The organism is Dietzia papillomatosis NBRC 105045 (assembly GCF_001570845.1).
GTDB lineage: Bacteria > Actinomycetota > Actinomycetes > Mycobacteriales > Mycobacteriaceae > Dietzia > Dietzia cinnamea.
Genome location: NZ_BCSL01000061.1, coordinates 1 through 11,944 on the forward strand (window position 1 = coordinate 1; position 11,944 = coordinate 11,944).

Sequence of the window (11,944 nt, forward strand, 5' to 3'; positions counted from 1 at the left end):
GATGGCGCGCTCTTCAGGCGGCGCAGACCCGAGCGCAACGCGTGCGGGGAGGCTTCCGGTGGTGCGGACGCTTGATGCGGTTAGGCGACCCTTGTTAGACAGACCAGTCTGTTCTGACTATCCTCGCCGCCATGACCGATACTGCAGCCGCCCCCCGTACCGCTCGTCCCGCGCGCGCGGCCAAGCCACAGGGGCAGTGGAAGATCGACGGCAAGCTCACGCTCAACCACAACGAGCAGTTCAAGCTGGAGGACGACGCCCTCAACGTGCGCCAGCGCATCCTGGACACGTACTCCAAGGAGGGCTTCGATTCGATCCCGTCGGACGACTTGTCGGGCCGTATGCGCTGGTGGGGCCTGTACACGCAGCGCAAGCAGGGCCTCGACGGCTCCCGGACCTCGAAGCTCGAGGCCGACGAGCTGCAGGACAAGTACTTCATGATGCGCGTCCGCACGGACGGTGGCGCGGTCTCCACCGACCAGCTGCGCGTGCTGGCGAGCATCTCGACCGACTTCGCCCGCGGCACGGCCGACATCTCCGACCGGCAGAACATCCAGTACCACTGGATCGCCATCGAGGACGTCCCCGCAATCTGGCAGCGGCTCGAGGACGTGGGCATCGACACGGTCGAGGCGTGCGGCGACTGCCCGCGCGTCATCCTCGGTAGCCCGGTCGCCGGTGTGGCGGAGAACGAGATCCTCGACCCCACCCCGGTGATCGAGGAGATCAAGGCCAAGTACATCGGGACGCCCGAGTTCTCGAACCTGCCGCGCAAGTTCAAGTCCGCCATCACCGGCCACCCGAGCCTCGACGTGGTCCACGAGATCAACGACATCTCGCTGGTCGGCGTCGAGCACCCCGAGCTGGGCCCCGGATACGACCTCTGGGTCGGCGGCGGCCTGTCGACCAACCCGCAGCTCGCCACCCGCATCGGCGTGTTCGTCCGCCAGGAGGAGGCGGCGGAGGTGTGGGCCGGCGTGGTGGGCATCTTCCGCGACTACGGCTACCGCCGCATGCGCACCCGCGCCCGGCTGAAGTTCCTCATCAAGGACTGGGGCGCCGAGAAGTTCCGCCAGGTGCTGCAGGACGAGTACCTCGGCCGCGAGCTCCCCGACGGCCCGGCGCCCGAACGTGGCGTCGGCTCCGGTGACCACGTGGGCATCTACGAGCAGAAGGACGGCCGCTTCTACGTGGGCGCCGCCCCGACCGTCGGCCGCGTCGGCGGCGAGAAGCTCGCACAGGTCGCCGACCTCGCCGAGGCCGCCGGGTCGCACCGTGTGCGCTTCACCCCGCACCAGAAGCTGCTCGTGCTGGACGTCGAGCCGGACAAGGTCGACCAGCTGGTCGAGGGCCTCGCCGAGATCGGGCTGTACGCCCGCCCGAGCTCCTTCCGTCGCGCCACCATGGCGTGCACGGGCATCGAGTTCTGCAAGCTCGCCTTTGTCGACACCAAGGACACGGCCACCGCGCTGGTCGACGAGCTCGAGCGTCGCTTCGCCGACGACGCGCCCCTGCGCACGCCGCTGTCGATCCACCTCAACGGCTGCCCCAACAGCTGCGCCCGCATCCAGACCGCCGACATCGGCCTCAAGGGCCAGCTCCTCGACGGCGACACCCCCGGCTTCCAGGTCCACCTGGGCGGCGGGCTGGCGTCGGAGGACCAGGAGTCCGGCGGGCTCGGCCGCACGGTCCGCGGCCTGCGCGTGCCGTCCGCGGAGCTGCCCGACTACGTCGAACGCGTGATCCGCAAGTACATGGAGACCGGTGCCAGCGGCGAGACCTTCGCCGAGTGGGCGCACCGGGTGGACGAGGAGGTCCTCGTATGACCGCAGTGAGCCTGGAACTGCTGCCCCGCAGCACCGTCCTCACGCCCGGCCCCGGCCGGAAGCGCACCACCGCCGAGCTCAAGGCCATCGCCGAGGAGGCGGGCCGCCGCTTCGACGACCGCGGCCTCTACGGCAACCACTCCGAGATCGACCCGGCGGAGGTCCTGGCCTGGGCGGGGGAGACCTTCGGTGACGCGCTCGCGGTGGCGTGCTCCATGGCCAACACGGTCGTGCCCGAGATGACAGCGCAGCACGCCCCCGGCGTGGACGTGCTGTTCCTGGACACGGGCTACCACTTCTCCGAGACCGTCGGCGTCCGCGACGCGCTCGCCGCCACCCCCGGTCTCAACGTGGTGGACGTGCGCAGCCCCGCGACCCGCGAGGAGCACGAGGCCGCCCTCGGCCCGCGCCCCTACGAGACCGACCCCGAGATGTGCTGCCGCCTGCGCAAGGTCGAACCGCTCGACGCCGCCCTGTCCGGGTACGAGGCGTGGATCACCGGCCTGCGCCGCGTCGACACCGACCACCGGGCCGGCGCGGCCATGGTCGAGTGGGACGAGAAGCACTCGATGGTCAAGATCAACCCGCTGGTGGCGTGGACCATGGAGCGCGTCCACGACTACGCCGCCGAGCACGGATGCCTGCTCAACCCGCTCCTCGACGACGGGTACCCGTCGATCGGCTGTGAGCCCTGCACCCGCCGCGTCGAGGCCGGTGCCGACCCGCGGTCCGGCCGCTGGGCGGGCTCGTCCAAGACCGAGTGCGGCATCCACCTGTGACCATCGCGTTGTCGCCGGCGGCCCCGCCGGCACCCACGCTGGACGGGCTGCCGCTCACCGTCGGCCTCGCGGGTCGGGAGGTGCTGCTCGTCGGGGCGGGACCCGTCTCGGCCCGCCGGGCGGCGACATTCCTCGAGGCCGGAGCCCTCGTCCGGGTGGTGGCCCCGCGCGTCGACCCGGCGATGGCCGACCTCGCGGAGCGGGCGGGCGACGACCTCGTCGTCGTCACCAGGCCCTTCGCCCCCGCCGACCTGGACAGTCCCTGGATGGTGCACGTCGCCACCGGCGACCCCCGGATCGACGCCGAGGTCGCCGCACTGTGCGAGCAACGGCGGATCTGGTGCGTCACCGCCGGGGACTCCGCGTTGGGATCGGCGCGGGTGCCCGCGCGCACGGCCGTCGCGACGCCCACCGGAACCGTGCGCATCGCCGTCGACTCGGGCGACCCCCGCCGCTCGGTGCGGGTGGGACGCCACGTCGCGCGCTCCCTGGCCACCGCACCCGCCGGTTTGCGTGCGCGCCGCCGCCCGGCCACCGGGTGGGTCGCGCTGGTCGGCGGCAGCGGCGACGGCGACCTGCTCACCGTCCGTGCGCGGCGCCTCGTCCACACCGCCGACGTGCTCGTCGTGGACGGCGCGGCCGACGCCACACTGGTGGCGGAGCTAGACGACGACGTCGAAGTGCTCGAAGCCGCCACCGACCTGCCCGCCGCCCGCGTGGCGGATCTTGTGGCGACACGGTACGCCGCGGGGCACGGGGTCGTGCGGATCGCCGCATCGGCCACCCTGGCCGATCGGGCCCGCGAGCTCGAGGCCGGCGGGGTGGACTTCGAGGTCGTCCCGGGCGTGGTCTAACCCCAGGCGGTCGTGAGCGCCTCGTCGATGCCGTCCCGCACGGCAGCGCGCACCTCGTCGACAGTCGGCGGCGGCCCGGAGTCCCACACCACGATCGGCGCCGCCGCGGCGACGGCGCGTCGCGGGGGAAGTTTCGCGTGCTCGCGGCCGTGGTAGGCGAGTCCCAGCGGCAGCACGGCCACCGGGGCGCCGGCCTCGCGGGCGCCCGCGACCATCATGCCGACGCCCTTCTTCACCGACTCGAGCCGCAGCGTGCGCAGGTCGTCGGCGGAGGAGTTGGTGCCCTCGACGAAGGTGAGCACGACGCCCCCGCCCGTGAGCCGGTCCACGCAGAGCCCGATGAGGCGCGTGGCGGCGGCCTCGTGGATGTCGGACGCCGTCCCCTCGTAGTTCTTGGCCCGGAACACGGGCACCGTGCCGGTGTACTCGAAGACCGGTCGCAGGGGCCCGCGGAACAACGGGTCCTTGGTCAACCCGGTCCCGCTCGCGAGGAAGCGGACCCGCCGGTCGAACAGGGCCGCCGCGAGCACGGTCGGGTCGTGCGCGGACGGGTGGTTGACGGCCACGACGATGCCCACGCCCTCGGAGTGCAGGCGGTGCAGCCGCTCGATCGTCTCGTCGGGGATCCGCAGCCGCGGCCGGTAGATCGCGTCGACGAGCGCCAGCAGCGGGTAGGTGAACCAGTCCCGCCGCCGACCGGGCCCGTAGAAGTCGTACACGGCCTCCCAGTTGGCCACGGACACCTCGGGCCGCCGCCGCCTGTTCATGGAGCCAGCCTGTTCATCCCCCCAGTTTCGCCGAGCCGATGCGGCGGCGCACCCCGATTGCGGCATGCTCGATGACATGACAGCCCTGTCCGGTCCGGCCGGCCCCCGCCTGCTGTTGGTCGCGCACGGGACCCGGTCCGCCGCCGGCCGCCGGGTGCTGGGCCGGATCCTGCTCGAGGCGCGCAAGCAGCTCGTCGGGGTGGACTGCCGACTCGCCTGGGTGGACGTCCAGGAGCCGGGGCCCGGGAAGATCCTCGCGGACGGCGTGCCGACGGTCGTGGTCCCCGCCTTCCTCGCGCGCGGGTTCCACGTCGTCCACGACGTCGGGCAGGCGTGCCGCGAGGCGCCCGGCCCCGTCGTGCAGACACCGCACCTGGGCGCCGAGCCCGAGCTCGTCCGGGCGCTCGTGCAGCGGCTCGCCGAGGCCGGCGCGACGGGGGCGTTCGGCGCCGACGCGGTCGTCCTCGGCGCGGCCGGCAGCAGCGACGCGTCGTCGGTCGCGGAGACACGCGCGCTGGCCGCGCGCCTCGCCGAGCTGCTCCGCACGCCCGTGACCGCCGGTTTCGCGTCCGCGGCGAGTCCGACGGTCACCGAGGAGGTCACGCGACTGCGCGCTGACGGACACCGTCGGATCGCCGTGGCGACGCACCTGCTCGCTCCGGGATTCTTCGCCGATCGACTGGCCGCCGCGGGCGGGGATATCACCTCCGCGCCATTGGGTGCGCACCCGGAGATCATCGATCTGATCGTGCGGAGATATCGCGAGAATTCCGCGGCAATCGGTCGCTAAAGTCACGACGACTTACACGCCCAACACCTGTGAATCGACTTAAAACGTCAGCGTTGCAAACATTTCCATCGAACGTTTTCAAAAGTAGTGTGTGCGGACTGTGAATTGTTTGTGCATAATGTCCTCGAAAGACGGATAGCCGGAGCAGGGAGAAGAAGCGCATGGCACAACAGTTCCAGGTTCAGTACATCGACGACCTCGACGGAACGGATCTCGGCACAGAGGCCAATTCCATTTCGTTCGCGTTCGACGGCAAGGAATACACGATCGACCTCAGTGATGAGAACGCCGAGAAGTTCCGTGAGGTCATGGCGCCGTACGTCGAGAACGGCCACCGCGTGACATCGACCAAGGCCAAGCCGGCACGCCGGACGGCGAGCAAGACGTCCTCGTCGGGGGAGACCAAGGCCATTCGTGAATGGGCGCGAAACAACGGATATGAGGTCTCCGACCGCGGCCGAATTCCCGCCGACATCATGGACGCGTACGCTGCGGCCAACTGATCGCCGTGGGCAGAGCGCGGCCGCCCGGACGGGCGGGCGATGGGCTCCGTTGATGGGGGCTGAGGTCCTTTTCCTCTTGCGTGATTCACGCCGCGGCCGGTCAGTTCGCGGCGTATTCCATCCCGGCGGCTCAGAGTCGCTCGACCGGCGCGTCCAGATGGGGCAGTATCCCCGCGACGAGACCGGCGCGGATGCCCGAGTAATTCGGCCCGCGCAGCGAGGCCAGTTCCGCGGCCACGGCGACGGCCCGGTCGAGGACCGACTCGGCGTCGACGGCCTCGTGCGCGATCCCGGCCGAGACGGCCTCGGCGGCGGGGTAGCGGCGGGCGGTGAGCATCGCGGTGGCCGCCACCGGGTGACCGAGGCGGGTCGTCACGAGCGCGTTCATGCCCGCCGGGAACGGCATCCCCAGCCTCGCCTCGGGAAGGTTCCAGTAGCCGCGGTCAGACCGCATCACCCGGTGATCGTGGCTCACCGCGAGCATCGCCCCGGCGCCGAACGCGTGACCGTTGACCGCCGCGACGGTCGGCAGCTCCAGCCGCAGCACCCGGGCGAACAGCCGCTGCACCCGCGTCACGTACGCGGGCAGCCCCGCGGGGTCCGAGGCGACGACCCCCAGATCGAGCCCGTTGGAGTAGAACTGACCGGCGCCCGTGGTGACCAGCGCGGCCGGGCCCTCGGAGGCCTCGACCTCGTCGAGCGCGGCGTCGAGCGAGTCGAGGAGGTCCGGCGAGAAGACGTTCTCGGGATTGCCGGGCTCGGCTGTCGGCTCGGTGGTGGTCGGCTCAGTGTCCATCAGCTCCGAGAAGCGCAGGACGTAGACGCTGCCATGACGGCTCAGGGTGGTCATGGACCCAGCCTAGGCCGCCCCGGCAGACGGGCGGGTAACACTGTCTCAGCAGGTGCGGAGCCGGCGTGACGGCACTGTCGCGACGCCCGTATCACGGTGTCCCGCCGACACGCCACGCCGGTATGACGGTGAACTCGTCGTCGTCGTCGTACCCTGCCGGGGTGACCCCTTCCTCGACGCGTGCCTCCACCCACGCCCAGTACGACGACTCGCTGCGCCGGGGGATCCTCGACGAGGCCACCAGGCGGCTCCGCGACGCGCCCCCGGAGACGCTCGGACTGCGGCCCCTGGCCGCCTCCCAGGGCACCTCCACCACGGCGATCTACACGATGTTCGGCGGCAAGGCCGGACTGCTCGCCGCGGTCGCGCACGAGGCCGACAGCCAGCTCGCCGCCGCCCTGCGCGACGCCCTGCGGCACGACAGCGTCGAAGGCGACGTCCGGTCCCTGTGCCGCGCCTACCGCCTGTGGGCGCTCGAGAACCAGGGCCTCTACGGCCTCGTCGTGGGCGAGCCCGCGCGGTCGCCGCGGGCCGGGACCGAGCGCGGCGCCGGTGGCCCCGACGAGCCGCTGTGGCGCGAGCCGCTGCTCGAGGTGGTCGACGCGGCGGTCGACGAGGGCGTCTTTCGCGCCGCGGACGTGCACGAGGCCGCGACCGCCATCTGGGCGTCGCTGCACGGCGTGGTGTCGCTGGAGCTCAGCGTGTGGCGGTCCTCGCCCAGCGCCGAGCAGTACTTCGAGACGCAGCTCGCGGCGATCCTGCGGTCGTGGGCGGGCGGCTCGGCGGGGACGACGCGCACGCTCGGCGCCACCGGCACGGACGGCGCGGCCCGATGAGCGAGCGCGCGTTCTTCACCCTCGACGACTCGGGCGCCTACATCCCCACGATCTTCGCGCGCAGCGCCTGGTCGGACAGCATGGTCAACGGCCCGGCCGTGGTGGCGGCGGCCGCGCGCGCCCTGGAGCTCGAGCACGGCGCCGACGGCTTCCAGCCGGCGCGCCTGACCGTGGACCTGTTCGCCCCGGTCCGCAACGAGCCGCTCGTCGCGCGCACCGAGGAGATTCGTGCCGGGAACCGCATCCGCGTGGCCGACGTCGAGCTGACGCAGGGCGACAAGGCCGTCGCCCGGGCCACGCTCGTCCAGCTGCGCCGCGGGGAGCAGCCGCCGGGCCGGATCTGGCGGTCGGGGCGGGTCGTCGAGCCCCCGACGGGGGCCGCGGACGAGCCCGACAAGCCGGGCTCGAACGTCTTCTTCGGCAGCGGTGAGGACCCCGTCACGTGGGACCGCGACATGGGCGTGCACCAGAACGACCAGCGCAAACGCTTCTGGCAGCAGCCGCTCGACACCATCACCGGTGAGGACTCCACGCCGTTCCAGCGCGCGGTGACGCTGGCCGAGTCGACGAGCCTCATGACGCACTGGGGCGACGAGGGGATCGGCTTCATCAACGCCGACCTCACCGTGGCGCTGGCCCGCCTGCCGCGCTCGCGTGACCTGGGGATCGAGGCCGACGAGCACATCAGCGCCGAGGGCGTCGCGGTGGGCACGGCCTCGCTGTTCGACCGCGACGGCGTGTTCGCCACCGGCACCGTGGTGGCCGTGTCCAACGCGGGGCGGCAGATCGACTTCACGCGGCGCGGGCCGGGCGGCGACTCCGGGGACCGCGGCTCGCTCGGCGGCTCGGAGAGGGCGAGGCGGGTATGACCGGCGGCCTGAGCCACGCCAGGATGCTCGACGCGCTCGAGGCGCAGGTCGGGCTGGTGCGGTTCGCGCTGGCGGGGGACGGGTCGGGTGGCTCGGGGTCGGGTGGCTCGGGTTCGGGTGCTGCGGACGTCACCGCCGCCGTGCCCTCGTGCCCCGACTGGACCGTCCGCGATCTCGTCGCGCACCTGGGCACCGTCAACTGGTGGGCGGGTCAGACCGTCCGCGACGCGACGCCCGACGCCCGGAGCCGCGGTATGAGCGCGGTGCAGCGCTCGGCGCCGCCGGCCGCGGACGGCGCGGATGCGCTCGCCGACTGGTACGCGCGGATCGCCGATGAGATGCTCCGGACCCTCACCGACGCCGCCCCCGACGCGCCCGCCTGGACCTTCTCCGGCGCTGGCCGCGCCGACTTCTGGCTGCGACGCCAGCTGCACGAGACCACGATCCACCGCTGGGGCGTCGAGGCCGCGCTGCACGGCGCGGCCGCGACGACGCCCGTGTCGGAGGACGTGGCCGTCGACGGCATCGACGAGTTCTGCACGGTGATGCGCCCGCACTTCTCCGGCCGCGTGCCCGCGCTGCCGCTGACGATCCGCCTGCGTGCCGTGCCCCACGCCGCCTCGGACGGTGTGGCGGCGGGCGGCCTCGCGGCGGGCGCCGAGCCGGTCGGTGCGGGCTCGTTGGGTGCTCTCGAGTGGGAACTGCCGGGGCCCCCGGACGGCGGGGAGGTCGAGGTGGCCGGCCCGCCGGAGACTCTCGCCCTGCTGCTGTGGGGGCGCGTGCGCGCGGGCGCCGCGGGCCTGGAGGTCACCGGCGACCGCGACGGCCTCGACGCCGCCCTGGAGGCCGGGCTGTCCGCGTGAGCGGGCCGTCGGCGTGAGGGTCCCTGCCGCGGTGGCGTGGGTCGCGCTCGGCGGCGCGATCGGGACGTCCGCGCGCGTCGCCGTGACGGAGGCGATCGCGCCGACGCTCGCCGCGACCCTCACCATCAACGTCCTCGGTGCGTTCCTGTTGGGCGCGCTGCTCACCGCCCTGGAGGGCGGTGAGGACGGGGGCGGCCGGAACCACGATGAGGGACGACGACGACAACGCGCGCGACTGCTCCTCGGCACCGGCGTCTGCGGCGGGTTCACCACGTACTCCCTCATCGCGCTGCAGGCCGCGACGCTGACCCGCGCCGGCGACGGGCCGGCGGCGCTGGCCTACTGCGTGGTGACGCTCGTGCTGGGCGCTGTCGCCACCACGCTCGGGATGGTGCTGGCCGCGGTGGCGCGCCGGGGGACGCCGTCGTGACGATGTTGTGGGTCGCGCTCGGCGGCGGGGTGGGCGCCGCGGCGAGGTACGCGCTCGACCGCGTGGTGGCCGCCCGCTGGCGGGGTCGGTTCCCGCTGGGGACGTTCCTGGTCAACGTGTCCGGGTCGCTCGCGCTAGGGCTGCTCACCGGCCTGCTCGTGGACGGCTCCCTCCCGGTGGTCCTCCTCGGGACCGGGGTGCTCGGCGGGTACACGACGTTCTCCACCGCCAGTTATGACACCGTCCGCCTGGCCCGCGAGCGGCGGTTCGGTACCGCGCTGGTCTACGGGGTGGGCACGATGGTCGTCACGGTGGTCGCCGCGGCGCTGGGGTTGTGGCTCGCGGGGTTGTGGTGCGCGGGCGGCTGGTCCACTGTGGGGTGATGGGTCACCGGATGTTCGTGGCGGTCATGCCGCCGGAGGAGGTTCGCGACCAGCTCGAGACGTTCCTCGAGCCGCGGCCCGGGTTGGCGTGGACGAGTCCCTCGCAGTGGCACCTCACGCTGACGTTCTGCCCCGATGTCGACGACTGGCGCCTCGACGACCTCACCGAGCGGCTGGAGGCGGTCGCCCGCAAGCACGAGCCGTTCCGCGTGCGCCTGGCGGGGGCCGGGGCCTTCCCGTCGGTCGAGCGGGCCAAGGTCCTGTGGGCGGGCGTGGATCAGCCGGAGGGGCGGCCGCTCAACGCGCTCGCCGCGGGCGCCCGGTCGGCCGCCAACGCCGCCGGGTGCGTCCCGGACGGGGCGCGGTTCCGGCCGCACCTCACGCTGGCCAGGCTCGGGGGCCGCGATGACGCCACCGCGTGGCTCCGCGTGCTCGACACCTTCACCAGTAGCGAGTGGGAGGTCTCCGAGATCGCCCTCGTCGACTCGTTCCTCGGCGAGGGCCCCCGCGGCCGCGCCCGACACGAGGTGGTGGCCCGGCTGCCGCTGGGCTCACGGGAGCGCCGGTGGTGGGACCCGCCCGGCGCCTGACGGTCGGCGCCCGGGCCGCCGGTCCCGCCGGACGGCCGGTCACAGGGTCGCGCACTGCCCCTGGCGCTCGCCGGCGACCTGGTTGCCTCCGCCCGTCGGGGCCGGGTCGTTCGCCTCGCACTCGAGGTCCCCGCCGATCGTGTTGCCCTCGAAGCGCTGCGCGCCGGAGTTCTCCTCCGATTCGACGTCGCCGCCGATCCGGACGTTCTCCAGGGTGGCTTCGCGCCCATACTCGAGTTCGACGGAGCCGGTCACCTCGCCGCCGGTGACGAGCACGGCGATGTGGCCCTCGGCGTCGATGTCCTCGGTGACGCGGATGTTGAAAGCCTCGAGGCGACCGCCACCGAGCACGTCGACGTCCCCGTTGACCGACAGGTCGCGCAGGATGCACGTCTGCCCGTCGAGGACCCGGACGTCGCCGGTGATGTCCTCACCGGTGCGTTCGCCGGAGCAGTCGACGAGCCCTGGTGCGGCGGTGGCGTCACCGGCGGCTCGATCCTGCTCGGGGACGGTCGGCGCGGAGGACTGCTCGGTGACGGTGACGGTCTGCTCGGCGGGGGTCTGCTCGGCGGCCTGGTCGTCGGACCCGGAGGTGCATCCGGCCGCGGCGAGCAGCGCGGCGGCAGGGAGTGCGAGCAGCGCGCGGGCGTGGCGTGCCCGGGCGGGGTGAGTGGCGCGGGTGGGGCGAGGGGTGCGGGCGGCGTGGACGGACATCGTGGACGACCTCTTCGCTGGTGTGCCGGGGCGCCCTGTGCGGCCCCGGCCGCGGTGGTGACGTGTCCCACCGTAGGCGCCGCCGGGCCACCCGCCACCGCAGACGCGGATACGGTATGGCCGTGGAACTCATCGGGACCGTGGACCCTGCCCATCCGCTCGTCGTCGTGGCCCTGGAGCAGGAGGCCCGGCACTTCGTCACCGACTTCCCCGTCCTCGTCACCGGGGTGGGCAAGGTCCGCGCGGCCGTGGCCGTCGCGCACGCCCTCGGTGGCGGCGCCCGGCCGCGCGAGTTGGTCAACGTCGGCACGGCCGGCGGTCTGCACCCGGGGATGGAGGGCACACACGAGGTCGCGACGGTGTTCCAGCACGACTTCGACGACCCCGCGCTGCACGCGGTCACCGGTCGCCACGACGGTCCGCCGCTCGCCCTGTCGGCGACCCGTGCCGTGACACCGGAGCAGGCGCCCGAGCCCTCGGCGCCGGGTGGAGCGGCCGCGCCGGTACTCGCCACCGGCGATCGCTTCGTGGCCGGTGGGCCGGTGCGTGACCGTCTGGCGGGTGTCGCCGATTTGGTGGACATGGAGGGGTACGCAGTCGCCGCGGCGGGGGCGATGCTCGGCGTGCCCACCCGGTTGGTCAAGCACGTCTCGGACTCCGCCGACGAGTCCGCCGGGACCACGTGGGTCGAGGGCGTCGACGCCTGCGCCCGCGTGCTGGCGGAGTGGGTCGGTACCCGCCTGGCCTGACGCGGCGGTCACGGCCCGCCGCGCGACGCGCCGTCCGGTTTTGTTCGAACCCTTGTGCGCTCGGTGTGGCGCCGGTATGATCGAACTATAGTTCGACATTGGTGGTCATTGTTCGGTGTGGCGCTCGGCGAGGGGGTGGGG

Annotated in this window: 15 protein-coding genes; 12 read left to right on the forward strand and 3 right to left on the reverse strand. The window is 73.1% G+C overall.

Going from position 1 to position 11,944, the window contains the following annotated elements; genetic code table 11:
• Positions 1-131 precede the first annotated feature (131 nt).
• From DPA01S_RS14825 to DPA01S_RS14835, 3 genes are read left to right on the forward strand one after another with little or no spacing between them, the layout of a single operon-like run.
• On the forward strand, positions 132-1,826 hold the full coding sequence (locus DPA01S_RS14825) for a nitrite/sulfite reductase (protein ID WP_061917513.1): 1,695 nt from the start codon (positions 132-134) through the stop codon (positions 1,824-1,826).
• Positions 1,823-2,605, forward strand: coding sequence for a phosphoadenylyl-sulfate reductase (locus DPA01S_RS14830; protein WP_061229943.1), 783 nt, complete (start codon positions 1,823-1,825; stop codon positions 2,603-2,605). Before DPA01S_RS14825 ends, DPA01S_RS14830 begins: the two co-directional genes overlap by 4 nt.
• Positions 2,602-3,459, forward strand: coding sequence for an NAD(P)-dependent oxidoreductase (locus DPA01S_RS14835; protein ID WP_061917516.1), 858 nt, complete (start codon positions 2,602-2,604; stop codon positions 3,457-3,459). Before DPA01S_RS14830 ends, DPA01S_RS14835 begins: the two co-directional genes overlap by 4 nt.
• On the opposite strand, the gene DPA01S_RS14840 is transcribed toward DPA01S_RS14835, so the two are convergent.
• Positions 3,456-4,226, reverse strand: a complete 771-nt coding sequence (locus DPA01S_RS14840; protein ID WP_232303187.1) for a lysophospholipid acyltransferase family protein — start codon at positions 4,224-4,226, stop codon at positions 3,456-3,458. The two genes, DPA01S_RS14835 and DPA01S_RS14840, sit on opposite strands and share 4 nt — an antisense overlap.
• 76 nt (positions 4,227-4,302) lie before the next feature.
• On the opposite strand from DPA01S_RS14840, the gene DPA01S_RS14845 reads away from it, so the two are divergent.
• A complete protein-coding gene (locus DPA01S_RS14845) occupies positions 4,303-5,016 on the forward strand; it encodes a sirohydrochlorin chelatase (protein WP_232303188.1) in 714 nt (237 codons plus the stop codon).
• Between the two features lie 161 nt (positions 5,017-5,177).
• A complete protein-coding gene (locus tag DPA01S_RS14850) occupies positions 5,178-5,519 on the forward strand; it encodes a histone-like nucleoid-structuring protein Lsr2 (protein WP_061229945.1) in 342 nt (113 codons plus the stop codon).
• A gap of 130 nt (positions 5,520-5,649) precedes the next feature.
• Here DPA01S_RS14850 and DPA01S_RS14855 read toward each other — a convergent pair whose 3' ends face one another.
• Entirely contained in the window at positions 5,650-6,369 is a 720-nt protein-coding gene (locus DPA01S_RS14855; protein ID WP_084374804.1) for an enoyl-CoA hydratase/isomerase family protein, read from the reverse strand.
• A gap of 161 nt (positions 6,370-6,530) precedes the next feature.
• Here DPA01S_RS14855 and DPA01S_RS14860 point away from each other — a divergent pair, with 161 nt between their 5' ends.
• From DPA01S_RS14860 to thpR, 6 genes are read left to right on the forward strand one after another with little or no spacing between them, the layout of a single operon-like run.
• Positions 6,531-7,205, forward strand: a complete 675-nt coding sequence (locus DPA01S_RS14860; protein ID WP_232303189.1) for a TetR/AcrR family transcriptional regulator — start codon at positions 6,531-6,533, stop codon at positions 7,203-7,205.
• The gene (locus DPA01S_RS14865) at positions 7,202-8,074 is read left to right on the forward strand and encodes an acyl-CoA thioesterase domain-containing protein (RefSeq protein ID WP_061917547.1); all 873 of its coding nucleotides are present in this window, start codon (positions 7,202-7,204) and stop codon (positions 8,072-8,074) included. The genes DPA01S_RS14860 and DPA01S_RS14865 overlap by 4 nt, the downstream gene beginning before the upstream one ends.
• Positions 8,071-8,937 carry a maleylpyruvate isomerase N-terminal domain-containing protein gene (locus tag DPA01S_RS14870; RefSeq protein WP_061917526.1) on the forward strand — a complete coding sequence of 289 codons (867 nt, stop codon included), beginning with the start codon at positions 8,071-8,073 and terminating at the stop codon, positions 8,935-8,937. The genes DPA01S_RS14865 and DPA01S_RS14870 overlap by 4 nt, the downstream gene beginning before the upstream one ends.
• Before the next feature lie 13 nt (positions 8,938-8,950).
• A complete protein-coding gene (locus tag DPA01S_RS14875) occupies positions 8,951-9,367 on the forward strand; it encodes a fluoride efflux transporter FluC (RefSeq protein ID WP_061917529.1) in 417 nt (138 codons plus the stop codon).
• Positions 9,368-9,369: 2 nt separating this feature from the next.
• Positions 9,370-9,750, forward strand: coding sequence for a fluoride efflux transporter CrcB (crcB, locus tag DPA01S_RS14880; protein ID WP_061917549.1), 381 nt, complete (start codon positions 9,370-9,372; stop codon positions 9,748-9,750).
• A complete protein-coding gene (gene thpR, locus DPA01S_RS14885; RefSeq protein ID WP_061917532.1) occupies positions 9,750-10,340 on the forward strand; it encodes an RNA 2',3'-cyclic phosphodiesterase in 591 nt (196 codons plus the stop codon). Before crcB ends, thpR begins: the two co-directional genes overlap by 1 nt.
• 39 nt (positions 10,341-10,379) lie before the next feature.
• Here the strand turns inward: thpR and DPA01S_RS14890 are convergent, their stop codons facing one another.
• Positions 10,380-11,054: a hypothetical protein gene (locus DPA01S_RS14890; RefSeq protein WP_061917535.1), complete on the reverse strand. Its 675-nt coding sequence runs from the start codon at positions 11,052-11,054 to the stop codon at positions 10,380-10,382.
• Between the two features lie 116 nt (positions 11,055-11,170).
• Between DPA01S_RS14890 and DPA01S_RS14895 the strand changes: the two genes are divergently transcribed.
• Positions 11,171-11,803: a nucleosidase gene (locus tag DPA01S_RS14895; RefSeq protein WP_061917538.1), complete on the forward strand. Its 633-nt coding sequence runs from the start codon at positions 11,171-11,173 to the stop codon at positions 11,801-11,803.
• The last annotated feature ends 141 nt before the right edge of the window (positions 11,804-11,944 follow it).